We start from the raw sequence: 19,970 nt of genomic DNA on the forward strand, positions 1-19,970 counted from the left end.
CCGGCGCGCTTGGCATCAACCGATCAAAGCGGCCTTGTTGGCCTCCAGGAACTGCTTCAGCGGCACCGACTTGCGGCCCGAGAGTTTCTCGACGGTATCCGTCACCATGCCGAGGCCGCCGACGCGGGCGGCGGCATCGAAGGAGACAAGAAGCCGGGCGATCGGCTCGGGAAGACCGGCGGATTTCATGCCCTCGGTCAATGCTTCATCGGAAAGCTGGATAACCTGGATAGGCTTGCCGGTGACTTCGGTGACCAGCGCCGCGACTTCCGCCGTTGTATAAGCCTGAGGGCCGGTCAGTGTGTAGGTGGTGCTTTCGCTGCTGTCCGAGGCGAGCCCGGCGGCGATCGCCGCCGCCAGATCGTCACGTGCGCCATAGGAGATGCGGCCTTCGCCGGCCGACGTGTACCAGTGGCCGGATGCCAGTGTCTGCGGCATCGACATGAACAGGTTCTCGTCATACCAGCCGTTGCGGAAGATCGTATAGGCGATGCCGCTCGCCTTGATGGCCTGTTCTGTGTCGTAATGGTCGGGGGCGAACAAAACGGGTGAACCTGGCTCGGTGTTGGGCATCGAGGTGTAGAGCAGATGGCCTACACCCGCCTGCCTGGCGGCCGCGACGGCCGCAAGCTGCTGCTCGCGCCGCTTGCCCTGAACCGCCAGTTCGTTGGTCGAGATGACGAGCGCCCGGTCGGCGCCGGCGAATGCCTTGGCAAGCGAGGCCTGGTCGTCGAAGTCGGCCTCGCGGACGGTAACGCCGCGCGCCGCAAGGTCGGCAAGGTTCGCGGGCGTGCGGGTCGTGGCGATGACCTGCGCCGCCGGCACCTTCAGTGTGTCCAGCAGGTGGTTGATGACGCTACGGCCGAGTTGGCCGGACGCGCCGGTGACGAGAAAGGTTTTGCTCATTGCTGATCCTGGCATGGGTCGGAGGGATGGCTAGTCTTGAAAAGAGACCAGCACTAAAATAGGAATTGACCCATTGCCGTAAAGAAGGCAGTTTTTCGGGAGGTAGGCACTCGCAGGGAACCACCAGGGAACAGCCGTGGACAGCGCAATCATCACTTTGAGATCCAAGCTTGAAATCTTCAAGGCCATGAGCAATGGCGGCAACCTTTCCGATTGCCCAGTCCGCGACGTGATCCAGGGTCTCAATGGCAAATGGAGTTCGTTGCTGATGTCGGCGCTGGCCGAGCATCCCTATCGCTTCGGCGAATTGCGGCGGCTGGTGCCCGACATATCGCAGCGCATGCTGACCCAGACGCTCTACGAGTTGCAGCGCGACGGCTATGTCCATCGCGAAGTGTTCCCGACCAAGCCGCCAAGTGTCGAATACAGCCTGACCGACCTTGGGCGCTCGATGTTCAGTGCCTTGCATCATCTGATCCAATGGGCCGAACTCAATCATGACGCGGTGCGCAGCGCACGCGCCGGTTTCGACGCCGCGCAGGTGTAAGGCGCCGCGCGCAAACGACGTCTTGATTTGAGGGTGCCGCTGAAGGATTGTCCCGGCCAGTCGAACTGGGCGGGGCATGGGCATTTCTCTTGACATCGCGATAGCGGGCGCCGGTCCGGCGGGGCTTGCCACGGCGCTTTACCTGAAGCGCGCCGGACATAGGGTCACCATGTTCGAGCGCTTCGAGGAACCGAAGCCGGTCGGCTCCGGGCTGATCCTGCAGCCGACCGGCCTGACGGTGCTCGCCGATCTTGGCCTGCTTGACGATATCCTGGCGCTGGGCAGCCGTATCGACCGGTTGCATGGCGCCGATGCCAGTACGGGCCGCACCGTGCTCGACGTCCGTTATGATGCGCAAAGCAGCCACCGGTTTGGCCTGGCGGTGCATCGGAACGCCTTGTTTGGCGTGCTTTTTCACGCGGCACAGCGCGAGGCGATCAGCATTGAGACCGGTGTCGAAATCGAGACGCTGGAGGCGGGCGAGAAGGCGACACTGATTTGCGGCAACGGGCGAAGGGTCGGCCCGTTTGACCTGGTGGTTGACGCCAGCGGCTCGCGCTCGAAACTGCGGCAGAGCCTCGGCAACGCGGGCGCGCCAAGACCACTCGCCTATGGTGCGTTCTGGGCGTCGCTCGGCTGGCGGGATGACCGCTTCGACGAGCACGCACTGACGCAGCGCTATGACAAGGCGAGTGTGATGATTGGTGTGCTGCCGATCGGGCGGCCAGAACCAGGTGCCGAAAAAATGGCGGCCTTCTTCTGGAGCCTGAAGCCGGAGGACGCCGATCAGGTCCGAACGGCGGGGCTCGATGCGTGGAAGCAAAGGGTGGTGCGGCTGTGGCCGGAAGCCGAGGCCTTCACCAGCCAGATCGACAGTTTCGACCAGTTGTCGCTGGCGCGCTACGGCCATCACACGATGAAGCGGCCGGCGGGCCGGCGGTTGGCCGTTATTGGCGATGCCGCCCATTCGACCAGCCCGCAGCTCGGACAAGGGGCGAACATGGCGCTGCTCGACGCGGCGGCGCTCAGCCATGCACTGTCCCGGACGAACAGCATCGAGGCCGCGCTGGAGGCATACGTCCAGGCGCGGCGCTGGCACGTGCGCGTTTTCCAGGCGCTATCGCTGGCATTCACACCGTTCTACCAGTCGGATTCCGTCGCGCTGCCCTTCATCCGCGACAGGCTGGTGGCGACGGTCGCGAAAATCCCGCCGGCACCACAATTCCTCGCCTCGATGGTGGCTGGCACAGTGATCGACCCGTTCAGGCGGATCGGGCTCAGGGAAGCGCGATGGGATTTCGGACAAAATCCTGACGATGATACGAACGCAGCATAGTTCTCGCCCGGGTTGATCTTCATGCATGTCGTATCCAGAGCGCGAAAATCGCAGGGTCTGTTGCGCATTGTGGCGTCAATCCTGACAATGGCGGTCGTCGCGCTGCCCTTGTCTCTGGTGCGCGCCCAAACTCGAGACGAGGCCAGTCAGCATGCGCCGGCAGACACCGCAGCGGCTCTGAAAGCCCGCATCGACGCAGCATACAAGCTGATGATGGAAGAAGGACGCTTCGACGAGGGCTATGCGCAATTGCGGGCAGCGCTGCTCGCCGCAGCCAGGAGTGATCTCTACGACTTCACCGTCGAGAGTTACTCGAACGCCGGCGCGACGTTTCTCAACAACCAGATTCTCGACAATGCCGAAGAGATTTTTGCGGAAGGCCTGAAAACCAGGGCCATGCAGCAGGATGTCGCGAAGCGCGCCGACTTCTATCTCAATTACGCGATGCTGAAGCAGGCCGAGAAAGACTATCAGGGCTTCGTTTCCAACTGCGCCACTGCAACCAATCTTTATGTTCACTACAACGGGACGGAATCTCCGGAACTCTTGTATGCCAACGACTTGCTGGCGACAGGGGTAGCCGCGTTCGGTCAGATCGCTTCGGCGATCAATATTGAACGGCGTAACCTGGAGATTGCCGGGCGGGTGCTTGGACCGGACGATCGTTTCACCTGGAAGCTGCAGAACAATTTGGCCGACATGTTGCGCCAGATGGGTGCGCCAACCCGCGCCCTGCAATACGACCTTGGCGTGCTCGAGAAGCGCATCGGCTACTACGGCGCCAACCATTTCAACGTTCTGGTCAGCGCGAACAACACCGCGCAGGATTATCTCGACCTCGGCAAGTATGACGAGGCTTCTCATTATTTCCAGCAGGATCGAGACATCGCTGTTGTGCTCAAGCAGGAAGGCAATCTGATAGAGCAGGCCGATGCATGGCTGCTCTACACCAGAGTGCTGTCCGGCTCGCAGGTGCTCGACGGGCCGGTGCTGGCGCATCTGCTATCCCTGACCACCGAACCGAACTATCCAGAGATACTGGCAATCAAGATCGCCAATCTGCTTGCTGCACATTTCGCCGCTGTTGGAGACACAACAAGCGCCATGCGGCAATTCGACCGGGCCTTTGATATCGCCAAGTCGACTTACGGCGTGGTGCATCCGCTGACGTTCGCCGCGCGGCAGGGGATAGCCAATCTCAAAGCCAAGACAGACCCCAATGCGGCGGCAGCGGATTTCGCGGCCCTCGACAATGACATGCTGCGCTGGAACTGGTTCCAGGTGAGCACAGCCGGCAGCCCTGTCTTCGCTGAAGCCAGCCGAGCCCTGGCCGACGACATGCTCTACGACTATGCGCGCCTGGCGCAGAACAATGCGTCGGTGGTGCCAGCATTCGCGGACGCCGTGCGCCGCTGGCCAACGCTTGAAAACGGCAAGCGAGACCTATTTCGCAGATTGTCGCGCCTGATCGATCCGAACGACACGGAGACGCGGCATTTGATCCAATCCGCCATGCGGCTGTCGCTGGCCTATCAGGAGGAGGCTTCCAGCAGCGACATTTCCGAGGATTCAGGCGCGTTGCAGCCCGACCAGGTCGAGGCGATATACCGGAAGGTCCTCGCGAGGGTTGCCGCCAAGTATAGCTTCTATCAGAGCGTCGTCGACAAGCCGCTGCCAACAGCCGAAATGCTGCTTAAGCAGAACGAGGTGCTGGTCGACTATTTTATCACCCGCAAGTGGCGGGCGGACCGCGAGAGCGCCGATCCGCTGGAGGATGAGCGTCTCTACGCGATCGTCACTCGCAAGGACCAACTGCCGCGCCAGTTCGACCTTGGTGACCCGCGTCGGATTATCCCTGTCGCGAAGGAGACCCGTATGGTGAGCCTCAGGTCAAGCCGGTCCGCGCAGGAGCGTGGTGCGGTGCCGCTCGTCGATCTGAATGAAACGTTCGTTGGACTCTATGCCAGCCTGATTGCACCGCTTGAGCCGGCGCTTCTTGGTGCCGACACCGTTTTCGTGGTGCCTGATGGCAAGCTGTTTTCGGTGCCGTTTCCGCTGCTGCAGGACAGCAAGGGAGCAATGCTCGATGATCGCTTCGAGATACGCATATTAACGCGGCCAGAGGCGCTCTTGAACACGGGCGCCAATCAAACATTGCCAAAGGAAGGGAAGGCCGTGCTGGCCGGGGGGCTGGATTACGCGCGGGGCGCGGAAAAGGGCGCCGAACCGTTGCCGGGCACGCGCAAGGAGGTCGATGCGATCGCCTCTATCCTGCGCGGCGACCGATACTCGGCCACGGTGCTCACGGGCGATGCGGCGAGCGAGCGGACGCTGCGCAAGGACATGGAGCAAGCCACAATCGCGCATCTTGCCACGCACGGCGCCTACATGGATGAAAAGGAGAGTGGAACGGGCGGTGTAAATGCCCTGTGGCAGAGCGAGGTCGTGCTATCGCGGTCCGGCGATCGGCAAACGATGAAGCGCGACGATGACGATGGCCGGCTCTATGGCATGGAGATCATGACCTGGGACCTGTCTGATCTCGACCTGTTGGTACTGTCCGCCTGCGAGACCGCGCGTGGTCAGGAGACTTTCGTCGGCGGCCTGCGTGGCCTGCCGACCGCGATCAATATCGCGGGGGCGAAGCGCTCGCTGCTGACGCTGTGGCCGGTGGATGATGCGGGAACAGCCGCATTCATGATCGGCTTCTACGACTATCTCGCCGTCGGCCAGACCTATTCGCAAGCGCTGCGCCAGACCCGCCGCGACGCCCGTGACGGCAAGATATCCGGCGCGAAGGACCCACGGGTGTGGGCTGCCTTTGTCATGTTCGAGAATTGAGCCATCCTCCTTATCCTGCCTTGGCTGACAGAGGCCGGCTGGCGGCGTCGTTCTGGAGAATGAGGAACGAGAGGTACGAAGGCCTGGCCCGCAGGAAAGCATGGAGCCGTTCCGGGTAGTCGGCGGCCGCCGCCCCCTTGACTGATGGGCGCTTGCTCAGTGCCTTGCGCCATGCATGCACATGTGGCTTGCCATCCAGCATGCCGATGTCATCGATGCGTTCGAAAGCGTCGATATAGCGGAAGATCGGGCCGAAGATGGCGTCGACGAGTGAAAAGCGCTCGCCGGCGAACCATGGTCCGGTTGGTGCGGTGTCCGCCAACTCCACCTCGATGCGATTGAACATTGCCGACAGCGCACCGGATTCGGCGAGGAAGGCAGCCTCCGTCGAGGCTGAATAGAAGCGGCCGATCGTGTTGAGAATGGCCGAGCCGAATTCGATCCAGGCGCGGTGCCGGGCGCGGTCGTAGGGATCGGCGGGATGCAGTGGGTTGGCCTGTGTTTCCTCAAGAAATTCAAGGATGACGGCGGATTCGAAGATGATCGTTTCCTTGCCGCCATGCTGCACGCGCAGCAGCGGCACCTTGCCGAGTGGCGAAATGGCCTTGAACCAGTCTGGCTTGTTGGCGAGGTCGATGTCGATGCGCTCGAACGGCACGTTTTTCTCCGCGAGTGAAATCGCGGCGCGCTGCACATAGGGACAGAGGTGATGGCTGACGAGGGTGAGCTTGTCGGTCATCTCATTCTCCCCAGACATAGTTCAGCGCGCCATCTTCCACACGCGTCGACAGGAACATCAGGCGCGAACCCTTCGCGGCCGGACCGTCGAGACGGTCGCCGCTCGTCATGTCGAAGGAGGCCCCATGCCATTGGCAGACCAGTTTGCCATCCTTGCAGTCAAGCGGGCCACCGAAATGCAGGCAGACATTGGCGGCGGCACGGATGCGGTCGCCGCTGCGGTAGACATGGACCTCGCGGCCGAAGAAGGGAGCGACCAGGCTGCCAGCCTCAGGAATGTCGGCGAGTTTGCAGATTTCGTGTTTCATCGGGATTGCTTTCCAGTTTTGATGCAGTTGCATCTATCTAGATGCGGATGCATTGATTGTCAATCTTGATGCAGATGCATCTATCCCCTATGATGCCGGCATGAATGACAAGACCGTTCCGTCGCCGGCAGCCATCAAGGCCTGGGCCCGCCTGATGCGCGTTTCGCGCCAGCTGTTCGAAAAGGCCGAAGAGGCGTTGAAGACCGGCGGCTTGCCGCCGCTCGCGTGGTACGACGTGCTGCATGAGCTTGCCGAAGCAGGCGAGGGCGGGTTGCGGCCATTCCAGCTGATCGAGCGCACCTTGTTTGCGCAGTACAATATCTCGCGGCTGCTGGCGCGGCTCGAAACGGACGGGCTGGTCGAGAAGCTGCCGGTTGCCGATGATGGCCGTGGGCAAACCATCCGCATCACAACCAGGGGGCGTGAGATACGTCGCCAGATGTGGGCTGTTTATGGATCATCGATCGCGCAACTGGTCGGCGCAAAACTCGCCCCGGATGAGTTGGCCATGCTGTCGGCGCTGCTGGGGAGGCTGCGCCATCCGCCGGTGGAATGATCTTTATCAATCGCGCCGGATTGGCAAGATCGCGTGAAGCTCAGGCGCTGTGGCTGCCCCAGAGAAAGGCCAAGGTGGCCAGCACCCCGAGTGCCGCCCGCACCAGATGCAGATTGCCCCATCTGACGATCAATGCCCGGGCTTGCGGATTGGTGGCGCCGGCATTCATTGCCTCCAGCACCCGGTTGGCCGGCATCATCACTATCAGCGTCCACGGCCAGGGCAGGATGATCATCACCGCGCCGACCAGGAAACCCGGACCGCCTGTCTGCCACCAGGCAATCAAACCAAGCACGCAGGCGACAATGGCGATCGATGCCTGCATGGCGGCGCCGCGCTTGTAGGAAGGCTGCCACTCCTGCAGCAGGGCCTTGTCTTCCAGACGCAGCCTGGCCGGCTGCTCCGCGACGCTGACATAGATCGCGGCGCCCGAGAAGGCGGCGGCCACGCTTAAGGCAAGCAATCCGAAGATCATCTTGTTTCCCTCGGTCGGCGGCCAGCGGCGAAGCCAGCAAGGTAGAAATAGGGGCTTGCACCGGTGCGGACAATACGCCATAGAGAAGCCGAACCGTAACGTACGGTACGGCTCGCCGCAATGATCGGCGGGCTTTGCCTACCGAGAGAAGAGCGTGTTGCACATCGTGCCCGACATCGACAATGCAGAAGCGCTGACGGAGCGGCAGAAGGCCGTTCTGGATGCGGCGCTTCGCCTGCTGGTCGAGGAGGGCGATCAGCTGACGATGACCGCCGTGGCGCGGCGGGCGAGCTGTTCCAAGGAAACGCTGTACAAATGGTTCGGCGACCGCGACGGGCTGCTGACGGCGACTGTCCAGTGGCAGGCCTCGAAAGTGCGCGTGACATCCGTCGACCGCAAGGGGCTCGACCTCGCCTCGCTGACGGCAAGCCTCGAGCGCTTCGCCTCCGACTGGCTGAAGGTGATCTCGAGCGACACATCGATCGCGCTCAACCGGGTGGCGGTCGGCCACGCTGGTTCAGGCAAGGACGACCTCGGCGCCGTTGTGCTGGAAAATGGCCGCTTTGCCTTGGCGCGGCGATTGAAGCCGGTGCTGGAAGCCGGCCGCGAAGCCGAGCTTCTTGATTTTTCGGATGCCGAGACGGCGTTCCGCACCTTTTTCGGGCTGGTCGCCCGCGACGTGCAGATCCGTCTGCTGCTCGGCGACCGGCTGGAATTGACTGAAGCGGCTATCGGCGGCGATGCCGCCCGGGCGACGCAACAGTTTCTCGCTCTGCACGGTTCGAAAGCCGGGGGAGCAAAAACCGGGCCGCAAGGCCTCTGATTCATAAAACGGGAAGGAAGACAAAATGCGTGTCTATTACGATCGTGATGCCGATCTCAATCTGATCAAGGGCAAGAAAGTCGCCATCATCGGCTATGGCAGCCAGGGCCGGGCACATGCGCTCAACCTCAAGGACTCCGGCGCCAAGGAGATTGCCGTTGGTCTCAAGGCCGGCTCGGCGACCGCCAAGAAGGTCGAGGCCGACGGCCTCAAGGTGATGACCGTGGCCGAAGCCGCCAAATGGGCCGACCTGATGATGATGGCGACGCCTGATGAATTGCAGGCCGACATCTACAAGAATGAGATCGCCCCGAACATCCGCGATGGCGCGGCGATCGCTTTCGCGCACGGCCTCAATGTCCATTTCGGCCTGATCGAGCCGAAGTCGACCGTCGACGTCGTCATGATCGCGCCGAAGGGCCCTGGCCACACGGTGCGCGGCGAATACCAGAAGGGCGGTGGCGTGCCGTGCCTGGTTGCCGTCAACCAGGACGCTTCGGGCAACGCGCTCGATCTCGCACTCTCCTACGCTTGCGGCGTCGGCGGCGGCCGTTCGGGCATCATCGAGACCAATTTCCGCGAGGAATGCGAAACCGATCTGTTCGGTGAGCAGGTCGTGCTTTGCGGCGGCCTGGTCGAGCTGATCCGCGCTGGTTTCGAGACGCTGGTGGAAGCCGGCTATGCGCCTGAGATGGCCTATTTCGAGTGCCTGCACGAAGTGAAGCTGATCGTCGACCTGATCTATGAAGGCGGCATCGCCAACATGAACTACTCGATCTCGAACACCGCCGAGTGGGGCGAGTATGTTTCGGGTCCGCGCATCATCACCGCCGAGACCAAGGCCGAGATGAAGCGCGTGCTGAAGGACATCCAGACCGGCAAGTTCACCTCGGAATGGATGCAGGAATACCGCGCCGGCATGTCGCGCTTCAAGGGCATCCGCCGCAATAACGACAGCCACCAGATCGAGGAAGTCGGCGCCAAGCTGCGTGCGATGATGCCGTGGATCTCGAAGAACAAGCTGGTCGACAAGGCCAAAAACTGATCTCGCAAAATCAGTTTGTCTAAAGACAAGCCGGCGGAGCAATCCGCCGGCTTTCTTACGTATGGTGCCGCCCTGAAATACCGCCAAAATGAAAACGGCGCCGCAATGCGGCGCCGTTAAAATCTTCAGGATCAACCCGCTCAGCTATAAGGCGACCAGCACTGCTGGCGCGGGCCATTGTAAGGCTGGAACGTGTTGTCAAAGGCGCGGTACGAGCGGTAGCGGTTGTAGCACCACTGGACATGCGCGCTGGAAACGCGTTGCGTCCTGTAAGTCCGGTAGTAGCGGCGAGGCGCCGGCTCGTAATAATTATAGTTGTTTCCGTATACGCTGCCCAGGCCAAGTCCGAGACCCAAGCCCAGAATTGCAGCAGCACCAGCACCGTCATCGTAGCGACCGCGATAGTGGCGGCCGGAGTGACGCCAGCGCCAGTTGTCGCCACGGTCCCAGTTGCCGCCGTTCCAGTTGCCACGGTTCCAGTTGCCCGACCGGCGCCATCTCCAGTCGTTGTTCAGTTGCCGGTCGTTGCCGCCGGCCCAGCTATCGCGAACCGGCGTGATGGTCGGCGCCGCGGTGCTTGCGGGAATGGACAGATCCGGCTGGAACATCGGACCCGCGGCAGAAGGTGCAGTCAGGCCTGATATGAGGCCGAGGGCGATCAGACCGGATTTTACCGAGGTAGAAAAGAGCGAGTTCATAACACTCTCCAAAGAAACAGGCCCCACGCCATACCCCAAAGGGAGAAGCGCATTCATGGAGCTTTTCGTCTGAACGGCGGATGAATGGAAAGGTTCCATCAACCATGACGGCGATGCGGCGGCCTTGTCTTCGGATGCGCTTGCGGGCAAAGGTCATGGCATGTCGCTGCGCCTCGCCACGTTCAATGTCGAAAACCTGATGAACAGGTTCGATTTCTCCGGATATCGCAACCAGCTGAACGAAGACCGCACGCTGGCACTGTTCGATATCCAGAGCGAGGCCGAATACAGGATGCTGGAGCAGGCACGGGCAATCGCGCAATCCGACGACACGCGGCAGCTGACCGCATTGGCGATCGCGGCGACCCGGGCCGACATCATCTGCATGCAGGAGGTGGACAATATCGAGGCGCTGAAGGCCTTCGAATATGGCTATCTGTTCAAGATGGTGGGGCAGGGCTACCGGCAGAAATACACCACATCAGGCAATGATTCACGCGGTATCGATGTCGCCGTGATGATGCGCACCGAGACCGCGCAGGGCCAGCCGATTGAATTCGTGCGCATGACCAGCCATGCCTATGTCACCTTCGATCAGTTCGGCCTGCATACGCCGGAACTGGCGGCACTCGGGCACGAGGCCAACGAGCGCATTTTCAGGCGCGATTGCCTTGAGGTCGATGTCACCGTCGGCGGTGCGCCGCTGACACTCTACCTCGTGCATTTCAAGTCGATGGGCTCGCCGCGAAACGGGCTTGATGGCCGTGAGGCGACGATACCGGTGCGCATCGCGGAGGCGCAGGCGGTGCGCCGCATCATCGAGGAGCGTTTCGGCAAGGACACTCCTGACAAAAATGGGGCCGCCGACAAGCGCTGGGCGATCTGCGGCGACATGAACGACTACCGGCAGCGCGTGAAGATTGCCGGCGACAATATCGATGGCTACCGCTTCGAGGTGATCAACGAGAGCCAGTCCTGCATCGATGTGCTGACCGCTGGAGGTTTCTGCGAAAACGTGGTCGAGCGGCGGCCGGAAATGAACCGCTGGAGCTTCTACCATACACGCGGCCCCGGCGAGCGGCATCTTTGCCAGCTCGACTATATCCTGTTGTCGAAAGGCCTCGCTGCCAGGAATGCGACGGCGGTTCCCGACATCATCCGAAATGGCCAGCCCTGGCGCACCATCTTCCCGCCCGGCCAGGAGGTCGATCGCTTTCCTCGGGCCGGCTGGGACCGGCCGAAAGCCTCGGATCATTGCCCGGTCGCGATTTCCCTGGACATGGCTTGAGGCACGCGTGAGTTTCGACCTGCCGCGCAATGTCATTTTGCCTGTCGATGCAATCGATGTCAGGCTCGACCCGGGTCCGCATCCGTTCGAACGCGACAATGGCCAGGCCATCTCCGAGAATTGGCAACGCGAGATCGCGGCCAATCCGGCGTTGTTCGATGGCACGGTGGTGTTGCTGTCGGAGCTTGCCTTGCATGACCGCCGCTTGGTCGGTCGTTGCCATGCGGTCAACTATTCGACCTTCACGCTGTGGCGCCAGCGCCGGGCTGGTTCAGGCGCCGAGCACGCCTATGGCCATGCCATGCTGGTCGCCGGCGACAACGCGCTGGTGGCGATCCGCATGGGCGCCCACACCGTCAATGCCGGCCGCGTCTACTTCGCCGCCGGCTCCTTCGAGCCGATGGATTTCCGCGACGGCCTGGTCGATGTCGATTTCAACATGATCCGTGAAGTGCGGGAGGAAACCGGCCTCGACTTTTCAGGTATCACACGCGACACCCATTATCACGCCTTGTCGACGCCAAGGGGCACGGTGATCTTCCGCCGCTACCGCGAGACCGCATCCGCCGACGAGCTCGCGCGGCGCATCCGTGCCTTCGTTGCGACCGAGGCCGAGCCGGAGATTGAAGGACCGGTCATCATTCGCCATGCCGGTGACCTGCCTGACGGGCTGATGCCGCATATGAAACCGCTGATCGAGTGGCATTTCGCAGCGGCGGATGGCACCTCTGATCTCGGCCCAGAGGCGTAGGTTGCCGTCCGGACGCATCGGCCTTTACACTCACACCGGGTTTGACGAATCGGCGGGGGCCGCATGCTGTCAGTCTTCGAAATCGCCGCACTGCTTTTGACCCTGTCGGCCCTGTTCGGCTGGCTGAACCTGCGTTTCCTCAAACTGCCGCACACGATCGGCCTGCTGATCATGGCGCTGGCGGCGTCGTTGCTGCTTTTGGCGCTGCAGAAAATCGCGCCAGGCCTTGGCATCACCGCGACGCTGCAGGCCGTCATGGAAGAGATCGATTTCACCTCGGCGATCATGAACGGCATGCTGTCACTGCTGTTGTTCGCCGGCGCGCTGCATGTCGATTTCAACCTGCTCAAAGGACAAAAATGGGCCATCACATTGATGGCCAGCATTGGCGTCGTCATCTCCACGGCCGTCGTAGGCGTCGCCTTGTGGTTCGCCGCCGGCGCTCTCGGCTTCAATGTTCCCTTGCCCTGGGCGCTGGTGTTCGGGGCGCTGATATCGCCGACGGATCCGGTGGCCGTGCTTGGCCTGCTCAAATCCATCAACGTGCCGGCATCGATCAAGGCCAAGATCGCGGGCGAATCGCTGTTCAACGATGGCGTCGCCGTTGTCGCCTTCGGCGTGCTGGTGACGGTGGCGCTGGCGACCGCCGGCCAGCACCGGCCTGACCTTTGGGATATCGGGGAGTTGCTGGTCTATGAGGGTCTCGGCGGCGCGCTGTTCGGCTTCATCACGGGCTGGATTGCCTACCGCGCCATGCTGGCGGTCGACGATCATATCGTCGAGATTCTGATTTCGCTGGCCGTGTGTGTCGGCACCTACACGCTCTGCCACCGGCTACATCTTTCGGGACCGATCGCCGTGGTTGTGACCGGCCTTCTGATCGGCAACCACGGCGCCGAACACGCGATGAGCGAGACGGTGGAGGACTATCTCTTCGCGTTCTGGGAGGTGGTCGACGAGATGCTGAACTCGATCCTGTTCCTGTTGCTCGGACTGGAGGTTCTGGTGCTGTCCTTCAACCCGTCGCATGGCTGGATCGTGCTGATCGCCATCCCGATCGTGCTTGCCGGCCGCTTCGCCTCGGTGTGGATCCCGATTTCGCTGCTGGCCGTGCGTCAGACCTTCTCCCCCGGCTCTATCCCGGTGCTGACCTGGGGCGGCCTGCGCGGCGGCGTTTCTGTGGCGCTGGCACTGTCACTGCCCGACAGCGTGGCCAAGCCCGTGCTCTTGACCGCGACCTATGCGGTGGTGATCTTCTCGATCATTGTGCAGGGGCTGACGATGAAGTGGGTGATCGGCAAGACAACCGACCCTGAAGCCATCTGAGCCTAGCTGTTCACTCGTGCCGCAGCGCGTCGATCGGGTCGAGGCGGGCGCCGCGCAGGGCCGGGAAGAAGCCGAACACCATGCCGATCAGCGCCGAGAAGCCGACGGCGAGCAGGATGACCGCCGGGCTCGGCGCGAAGGGGATCGACAGCGTCGCCGAGGCGAGGCCGGCCAGCCCGAGGCCGATCAGGATGCCGATGATGCCGCCAAGCAGCGACAGCACCGTTGCCTCGACCAGGAACTGGATGAGGATGTGCTTTTCATGCGCGCCGATGGCCAGCCGGATGCCGATCTCGCGGGTGCGTTCGGTGACCGAGACCAGCATGATGTTCATGATGCCGATGCCGCCGACCAGAAGGCTGACACCGGCGACCGCGCCCAGCATGCCGGTCATTGTCGTGGTGGCGCTGGCCATGGCGTCGGCGATCTGGGTCATGTCGCGGATCGAGAAATCGCTCTCACGGTCGGGCGTCAAACGGCGGGCGTCGCGCAAGATATCCTCGACGCGCGGTGAGAGTTCGGTCGTTGGCGTCCTGTCGTCGGCGGCGACATAGATGTTGTCGATGTCGCGGTTGCCGGCGACGCGGCGCTGGTAGGCGGCGAGCGGCATCAGCACGACATTGTCCTGGTCCTGGCCGAAGCCGGTATAGCCCTTCGGCTCTAGCAGACCGATGATCTTGCAGGAGGTGCGGTTGACGCGGATGATCTCGCCTTCCGGGTCGCCGGCGCCGAAGAATTGCTGGCGCACGGTCTCGCCAATCAGGCAGACGCCGGTGCCGCTGCGGGTCTCGGAATCGCTGAACGGGCGGCCTGAAACCAGCTTCCAGTCGCGCGCTTCGAGATAGGCGCTGTCGGTGCCGGTGATGCCGGAGGTCAGGCTTTCCGTGCCGAAAATGACGCGAACCTGCTTCTGCGAGGCCGGTGAAATGGCCCGCGCGCCGGTGAGATGCGCGACCAGGGCCGCTACATCCTTGTCGCCAAGCGGCCGGACGACCTGATCGAGCCCGCCCGGTCCGCCGGGACCGGCTGGCCGGCCGGAGCGGATGACGAGCAGATTGCTGCCGAGCTTGGAAATGTCGGCCTTGACCTTCTCCGTGGTGCCCGAGCCGATGGTCAGCATGGCGATGACGGCGGCAACCCCAATGACGATGCCAAGCAGCGTGAGGAATGAACGCAGCACGTTGCGGCGCACCGACAGCAAGGAGAGGCGGACGGTTTCCCAAAGCATCACGCCACCTCGAGTTTCATGGTGTCGGAAGCCACGTGGCCATCGAGGAAGCGGATCGTACGCTCGGCATATTCAGCGACATCGGCCTCGTGGGTGACCATGGCGATGGTCAAGCCAAGTTCGGTGTTGAGCTGCGTCAGCAGTTCCATGATCTCGTGCGTGCGCGCGGTGTCGAGGTTGCCGGTCGGTTCATCGGCAACGAGCAGCGTCGGCCGGGTGACGATGGCACGCGCAATGGCCACGCGCTGTTGCTGGCCGCCGGACAGTTCGGCCGGCGTGTGATGCTCGCGGCCAACGAGGCCGACCTGCGCCAGCGCCTGCATGGCGAGATTGCGGCGTTCGCGGGCGGCAACACCGCGATAGATCAGCGGCAGTTCGACATTCTCCGCCGCCGTGGTGCGGGGCAGGAGGTTGTAGCCCTGGAAGACGAAGCCGACATAGAGATTGCGCAGCACCGCGCGGCGGTTGCGGTCGAGCCGGCCCGCATCGATGCCCATGAAGGCGTATGTGCCCGCGGTTGGCGTGTCGAGACAGCCGATGATGTTCATCGCCGTCGATTTGCCGGACCCGGACGGACCCATGATGGCAACGAACTCGCCGCGCCGGATGGCAAGGCTGACGCCGGCCAGCGCATGCACCTGGGCTTCGCCCTGGCCATAGCTTTTCCAGACCTTGTCGAAGGTGATAAGCGCGGAGCCCGACATGACGTCAGCTCCGCAACTGCGACGCCGTGATGACCTCAGCGCCTTCATCCAGACCCGACGTAATCTCGGTGAGTTCGCCGTCGGTGGAGCCGATCTTGACGTTGACCGCGTGCGGCCGGCCGTTCTGCAGCACGTAGAGTGTGCGCGAGCCATCGGTCGGCGGCGGTGTTGCCGGGCGCTGGCGGTTGGGACGGCCCATGCGACCGGTGAACAGGTCGCTGAGGCTCCATCCACGCGCTGCCTGTTGCACGGGGCGATAGCGGAAGGCGGCGGCTGGCACAGTCAGCACACCCTTGGCCTGTCTGGTGACGACAGAAACGGTGGCGGTCATGCCGGGGCGCAGCAGAAGCTCTTTGTTGTCGACCTCGAGCCGCGCATTGTAGGTGACGACGCCATCGGTGGTGACCGAGGCAAACGAGATGTCGCGGATCTCGGCATCGAACGGCCGTTCAGGGAAGGCATCGACCGTGAAGCGGGCATGCTGGCCGGTCTTGACCGCGCCGATATCGGCCTCGTCGACCGCCGCCTTCAATTCCATGTTCCTGAGATCGGCGGCGATGATGAACAGCACCGGCGCCTGCAGCGAGGAGGCAACCGTCTGGCCGGGATCGACCGAGCGCGTCAGGATGATGCCGTCGATCGGCGCATAGATGGTGCTGTTGGCGAGGTCGGTCTGCTGCGACTTGAGATCGGCATTGGCGATGGCGAGATTGGCCTCGGCGCTGTCGATCGCTGCCTTGGAGCGGTCGCGGGTCGCGGTAGCGGCTTCAAGCGACTGGTCCGTTGCCATGCCGCGCTTGGTGAGGGCCGCCGCGCGCACCAGCGCCTTTTCGTTTTCGTCCAGGGTGACCTTGGCATCCTCGACATTGGCGGCGGCCGCCTTGGCCGAAGCCTCGGCGCGTTCGATCTGCACCTGGAGCTTCGTCGTGTCGAGCGCGGCCAGCACGTCGCCCTTCTTGACCTGCTGGTTTTCTTCCGCCGAGACCGAGCGGATGATGCCGGACAGCTGGCTGGAAATGTCGACCTGGGTGAGGGGCTGCAGCGTGCCGGTCGCCGACACCTGGATGGTGAGATCGGCAATCGCGGCGGGTGTCGTCGTGTAGTCGATCTTGGCGGGCGAGCCGACATACCACTGGTAGGCGGCCAGGCCCGCGACAACGACGATCAGCGCCAGCAGCACATAGGACCAGCCGCGACGGCGCTTCTTGCGCAGCCCTGTCTTGTCGAGCCCAAGTGCGGTCTCGATGGCGGAAGTGGATTCCGCATTTGGCAGATTGACAATCTGGTCCACGCTGGACCCCTTAAGCAGCGAAAATGATGTCCCTATGAGTGCACAGATCAGGCTTAATGGTTCGAATATCAAATTAAATTTCGCTCATGTTGGGATTGAGGCAGAGGACTTTTTGAAATGCAGCCACGCAATTATTTGCTCTACGACGTGTTTACCCGCGACCGGCTGGCCGGCAATCCGCTGGCTGTCGTGCTGGACAGCAAGGGCCTGGACACGGCCGCGATGCAGGCAATCGCACGCGAGTTCAACCTGTCCGAATCGGTGTTCGTGCTGCCGCCGGACAATCCCAAGCACCGCGCAAGAATCCGGATCTTCACGCCCGATTACGAGATGCCGTTCGCCGGCCATCCGACTGTCGGCTCGGCGGTCGCACTCGCCGAACTGGCGCAGGAGGGCGATGCAGGGATATTCGTGCTAGAGGAGAACATCGGGCCGGTGCGTTGCGCTGTCAGCAAGCACGATGGCGCGACCTTTGCCGAATTCGACCTGGCGAAACTGCCGGAGCAACTGGAACTGGCCGCCGACCCGGTGCGAATCGGCGCTGCGCTCGGGCTCGCGCCGCACGAGATCGGTTTCGAGAATCATCAGGTATCGTTCTGGTCGGCCGGCGTACCCTATGTGACCATACCCGTTGCCGACCTCGAGGTTGCCGCGCGCATCAAGCTGGACAACCAGGCGTGGTCGGAACTTGCGCCGCGCAAGAGCGAATGGGCCTTCGCCAGCCCCTATGTCTATTGCCGCCAGACGGTGAATCACGAGAGCGCCTTCCACGTGCGCATGATCGTGCCGGGCACCCCTTCCTATGAAGATCCGGCCACCGGTTCGGCGGCGGCGGCCTTTGCCGGCGCGATCATGCATTTCGATCGCCCCATGGACGGTGTGTCGCAGCTTTGGATCGAGCAGGGGTTGGAGATGGGCCGGCCGTCGCGAATCCGCCTCGAATTGACCGCTGAAGCCGGAAAACTGGCCTCCGCGCGCATCGGCGGCAACGCCGTGAAGGTGGCCGAAGGCAAGCTTTTCGTTTGATCGCGATGGGCTGAAAGCGATTTGTCGGGAAATGACTCCAGCAGGGCTGGACAGGACCGATGGTGGCGGCTATATCGCCGCCAACGCCGGTTTTTGCCGGCCGAGTGGGTGCGTAGCTCAGTTGGTAGAGCAGCTGACTCTTAATCAGCGGGTCCACAGTTCAATCCTGTGCGCACCCACCAAATTTTCAAAAAATTGGTGGAAGACCCTTCGAGCCCGGGACGCGTTGACGCGTCTGCGGCATGCGCCGTCCGGTTCCATGGACTTTTCTGTGTCTCCGCAACGGCGCAGCCGAAGTCAGGCCTGGATGGCGATGCGCGCAAGCTGAAGGCTCTGGAAGAAAGCCGTGACCGGATTGCGGCCGGCCCAGCAAGGCGCGCCTCGCGCTGCTATTTCTCTCGAAGGCGAATCAAGGCCGTTGGAAGAGAGTTGAGAAACAAAACCAGGCAAACACAGAGAAGCACTATGTCCTTGTATAGAAACTCTCCAGCCAGAGTCCACGCAATGGGATCGGTGGAAATGCTCCATACTACGACCCCAGGGGTCGTAAAGAAAAACGACCAGGTGATCAGAAACGTACCGACCCCGATCAATGCGCCCAAGGCAGACAGGATGGGCACAAAAGAACCGAAAGCCAAAAGAGCGGCCGTCACCAACTCGACGCAGCCCAGAAGATAGGCCTCGCCCCTAATTCCAAAAATCTGGAGCCAGGAAACGAACGGACTGTTGGAGATGAACAGAGCGATTCCTTGCGCTGACTGCGGTGTGAATTTCTGGATCCCGAACGACACGAAAATCAGCACCATTACCCACCTGAGAATGGCTAGCGACCAATAGGAGCCGACGCCTTTCTCAGCGATATTGAACTCTCTAAGCATGCAACGTCCTTTGCCGACAATTGGGAGGGGATATGTCACACCACGGAGCCGCAGCGGCGGTGGTTTTTGCCAGCTGTAGGGCTCTTGAGGGCCACACAACTAACTTCGTCGGCGGAGAGATTTCGTTACATCCTCAAATTGAAAAAAATCGGTGTGCCCTGATCGGCATCACAGCCCTACTTCTCCGAAACGCCGGCCTCGGCAAAGCTCGCCATGTGGGCGTGGCACTCCAGCGCGGAGCGCACGACATTGACGGCGAGGCAGGCGCCGGAGCCTTCGCCGAGACGCATGCCGAGGTCGAGCAGCGGTGGCATGCCGAGGGCTTCGAGCAGGCCACGATGCCCCGATTCGGCGGAGACGTGCGCCGCGATCGTGTGGGCGAGGCCGGTCGGGTGCAGCTTGGCCAGTGGGGCGGCAGCCGCTGTGCAGACGAAGCCGTCGAGCAGCACCGGTATGCCATGGTGGCGCGCGGCCAGCGTCGCGCCGAAGATGGCGGCGAGTTCGCGTCCGCCAAGCGCGGCGGCGATAGCAAGCGGATCGGCGAGAGCCTGCGCGTGGCGCTTTAGGCCTGCCTCGATTGCGACCACCTTGCGCTTCAGGCCGGCGTCGTCGACGCCTGTGCCGCGTCCAGTCCATTTTTCCGCTCCGCCGCCAAACAAGGCGGCCGATATGGCCGCCGCCGGCGTCGTGTTGCCAATGCCCATTTCGCCGAAGCAGATGAGATCGAGGTCTTTCGTCACCGCGTCGTAGCCGGCTGAGACGGCTGTCAGGAACGCCTCGTCGTCCATCGCCGGCACTTGCGTGAAGTCGCCTGTGGGATGATCGAGGTCGAGCGGGATGACGTCGAGTTCGGCGCCGGCAATGCGGGCAAGCTGGTTGATGGCGGCGCCACCGCCGGCGAAATTCGCCACCATCTGCACCGTGACTTCCGACGGGAAGGCCGACACGCCTTGCGCGGTAACGCCGTGGTTGCCGGCAAAGACGAAGACTTTCACGCGGTCGAGTTTTGGCATGTCGCGGCCCTGCCAGCGCGCCAGCCATGCGGCGATGGTTTCCAGCCGGCCGAGGCTGCCTTGCGGCTTGGTCAGCGTGTCCTGACGGCGGGCGACCGCATTGGCGGCGGTGTCGCTGCCTGTGGGCAAATCGAGGCAGGCGGCGCGCAATTCATCGAGCGATTTGAATGGCATGGGAAGGGTTTCTCCGAG

20 protein-coding genes and 1 tRNA gene are annotated in these 19,970 nt (G+C 62.5%); 11 read left to right on the top strand and 10 right to left on the bottom strand.

The annotated features are described in order from the left end of the window. Positions 1-15: 15 nt before the first annotated feature. A complete protein-coding gene (locus GA829_RS17985; protein WP_195174048.1) occupies positions 16-906 on the bottom strand; it encodes an SDR family oxidoreductase in 891 nt (296 codons plus the stop codon). Positions 907-1,042: 136 nt separating this feature from the next. Here GA829_RS17985 and GA829_RS17990 point away from each other — a divergent pair, with 136 nt between their 5' ends. The 3 genes from GA829_RS17990 (at position 1,043) to GA829_RS18000 (ending at position 5,630) form a co-directional block, all read left to right on the top strand. After that, complete coding sequence (locus tag GA829_RS17990) at positions 1,043-1,453, top strand: winged helix-turn-helix transcriptional regulator (protein WP_195174049.1); 411 nt, start codon at positions 1,043-1,045, stop codon at positions 1,451-1,453. 76 nt (positions 1,454-1,529) lie between these two features. After that, positions 1,530-2,789, top strand: coding sequence for an FAD-dependent oxidoreductase (locus GA829_RS17995; RefSeq protein WP_195174050.1), 1,260 nt, complete (start codon positions 1,530-1,532; stop codon positions 2,787-2,789). Between the two features lie 87 nt (positions 2,790-2,876). Further along, positions 2,877-5,630 (top strand): CHAT domain-containing protein, encoded by a 2,754-nt coding sequence (locus GA829_RS18000; protein WP_195174051.1) that lies wholly within the window; start codon positions 2,877-2,879, stop codon positions 5,628-5,630. Positions 5,631-5,640: 10 nt separating this feature from the next. Here GA829_RS18000 and GA829_RS18005 read toward each other — a convergent pair whose 3' ends face one another. Both GA829_RS18005 and GA829_RS18010 read right to left on the bottom strand, forming a co-directional pair. Beyond that, positions 5,641-6,369, bottom strand: coding sequence for a glutathione S-transferase family protein (locus tag GA829_RS18005; protein WP_195174052.1), 729 nt, complete (start codon positions 6,367-6,369; stop codon positions 5,641-5,643). Between the two features lies 1 nt (position 6,370). Then, positions 6,371-6,676 (bottom strand): Rieske (2Fe-2S) protein, encoded by a 306-nt coding sequence (locus GA829_RS18010; RefSeq protein WP_195174053.1) that lies wholly within the window; start codon positions 6,674-6,676, stop codon positions 6,371-6,373. A gap of 100 nt (positions 6,677-6,776) precedes the next feature. On the opposite strand from GA829_RS18010, the gene GA829_RS18015 reads away from it, so the two are divergent. Then, positions 6,777-7,232 carry a MarR family winged helix-turn-helix transcriptional regulator gene (locus GA829_RS18015; RefSeq protein WP_195174054.1) on the top strand — a complete coding sequence of 152 codons (456 nt, stop codon included), beginning with the start codon at positions 6,777-6,779 and terminating at the stop codon, positions 7,230-7,232. A gap of 40 nt (positions 7,233-7,272) precedes the next feature. On the opposite strand, the gene GA829_RS18020 is transcribed toward GA829_RS18015, so the two are convergent. After that, positions 7,273-7,704, bottom strand: a complete 432-nt coding sequence (locus GA829_RS18020) for an anthrone oxygenase family protein (RefSeq protein ID WP_195179718.1) — start codon at positions 7,702-7,704, stop codon at positions 7,273-7,275. 157 nt (positions 7,705-7,861) lie between these two features. Between GA829_RS18020 and GA829_RS18025 the strand changes: the two genes are divergently transcribed. Both GA829_RS18025 and ilvC read left to right on the top strand, forming a co-directional pair. After that, positions 7,862-8,530 (top strand): TetR/AcrR family transcriptional regulator, encoded by a 669-nt coding sequence (locus GA829_RS18025; RefSeq protein WP_195174055.1) that lies wholly within the window; start codon positions 7,862-7,864, stop codon positions 8,528-8,530. Between the two features lie 25 nt (positions 8,531-8,555). Beyond that, positions 8,556-9,575: a ketol-acid reductoisomerase gene (gene ilvC, locus GA829_RS18030; protein ID WP_195174056.1), complete on the top strand. Its 1,020-nt coding sequence runs from the start codon at positions 8,556-8,558 to the stop codon at positions 9,573-9,575. Between the two features lie 140 nt (positions 9,576-9,715). Here ilvC and GA829_RS18035 read toward each other — a convergent pair whose 3' ends face one another. Then, positions 9,716-10,273: a BA14K family protein gene (locus tag GA829_RS18035; RefSeq protein ID WP_195174057.1), complete on the bottom strand. Its 558-nt coding sequence runs from the start codon at positions 10,271-10,273 to the stop codon at positions 9,716-9,718. 160 nt (positions 10,274-10,433) lie between these two features. Between GA829_RS18035 and GA829_RS18040 the strand changes: the two genes are divergently transcribed. From GA829_RS18040 to GA829_RS18050, 3 genes are all read left to right on the top strand, one after another. Further along, complete coding sequence (locus tag GA829_RS18040; RefSeq protein WP_195174058.1) at positions 10,434-11,561, top strand: endonuclease/exonuclease/phosphatase family protein; 1,128 nt, start codon at positions 10,434-10,436, stop codon at positions 11,559-11,561. A 7-nt stretch (positions 11,562-11,568) separates the two neighbouring features. Continuing rightward, entirely contained in the window at positions 11,569-12,312 is a 744-nt protein-coding gene (locus tag GA829_RS18045; protein ID WP_195174059.1) for a hypothetical protein, read from the top strand. Positions 12,313-12,375: 63 nt separating this feature from the next. Then, positions 12,376-13,638 carry a cation:proton antiporter gene (locus GA829_RS18050; RefSeq protein WP_195174060.1) on the top strand — a complete coding sequence of 421 codons (1,263 nt, stop codon included), beginning with the start codon at positions 12,376-12,378 and terminating at the stop codon, positions 13,636-13,638. A 10-nt stretch (positions 13,639-13,648) separates the two neighbouring features. Here the strand turns inward: GA829_RS18050 and GA829_RS18055 are convergent, their stop codons facing one another. The 3 genes from GA829_RS18055 to GA829_RS18065 are packed head-to-tail and all read right to left on the bottom strand — an operon-like array spanning position 13,649 to position 16,861. Then, complete coding sequence (locus GA829_RS18055) at positions 13,649-14,866, bottom strand: ABC transporter permease (RefSeq protein ID WP_195174061.1); 1,218 nt, start codon at positions 14,864-14,866, stop codon at positions 13,649-13,651. Further along, complete coding sequence (locus GA829_RS18060; protein ID WP_195174062.1) at positions 14,866-15,570, bottom strand: ABC transporter ATP-binding protein; 705 nt, start codon at positions 15,568-15,570, stop codon at positions 14,866-14,868. Before GA829_RS18060 ends, GA829_RS18055 begins: the two co-directional genes overlap by 1 nt. A gap of 4 nt (positions 15,571-15,574) precedes the next feature. Next, the gene (locus GA829_RS18065; protein WP_195174063.1) at positions 15,575-16,861 is read right to left on the bottom strand and encodes an efflux RND transporter periplasmic adaptor subunit; all 1,287 of its coding nucleotides are present in this window, start codon (positions 16,859-16,861) and stop codon (positions 15,575-15,577) included. Positions 16,862-16,978: 117 nt separating this feature from the next. Here GA829_RS18065 and GA829_RS18070 point away from each other — a divergent pair, with 117 nt between their 5' ends. Beyond that, positions 16,979-17,887, top strand: a complete 909-nt coding sequence (locus GA829_RS18070) for a PhzF family phenazine biosynthesis protein (protein WP_195174064.1) — start codon at positions 16,979-16,981, stop codon at positions 17,885-17,887. 106 nt (positions 17,888-17,993) lie between these two features. Further along, a tRNA-Lys gene (locus GA829_RS18075) sits at positions 17,994-18,069 on the top strand. A 207-nt stretch (positions 18,070-18,276) separates the two neighbouring features. Here GA829_RS18075 and GA829_RS18080 read toward each other — a convergent pair. Together GA829_RS18080 and cobT are read right to left on the bottom strand one after the other, a co-directional pair. After that, positions 18,277-18,765, bottom strand: a complete 489-nt coding sequence (locus tag GA829_RS18080; protein WP_195174065.1) for a DUF417 family protein — start codon at positions 18,763-18,765, stop codon at positions 18,277-18,279. A 176-nt stretch (positions 18,766-18,941) separates the two neighbouring features. After that, on the bottom strand, positions 18,942-19,952 hold the full coding sequence (cobT, locus tag GA829_RS18085; protein WP_195174066.1) for a nicotinate-nucleotide--dimethylbenzimidazole phosphoribosyltransferase: 1,011 nt from the start codon (positions 19,950-19,952) through the stop codon (positions 18,942-18,944). Positions 19,953-19,970 lie beyond the last annotated feature (18 nt).

The organism is Mesorhizobium sp. INR15 (assembly GCF_015500075.1).
Taxonomy (GTDB): Bacteria; Pseudomonadota; Alphaproteobacteria; order Rhizobiales; family Rhizobiaceae; genus Mesorhizobium.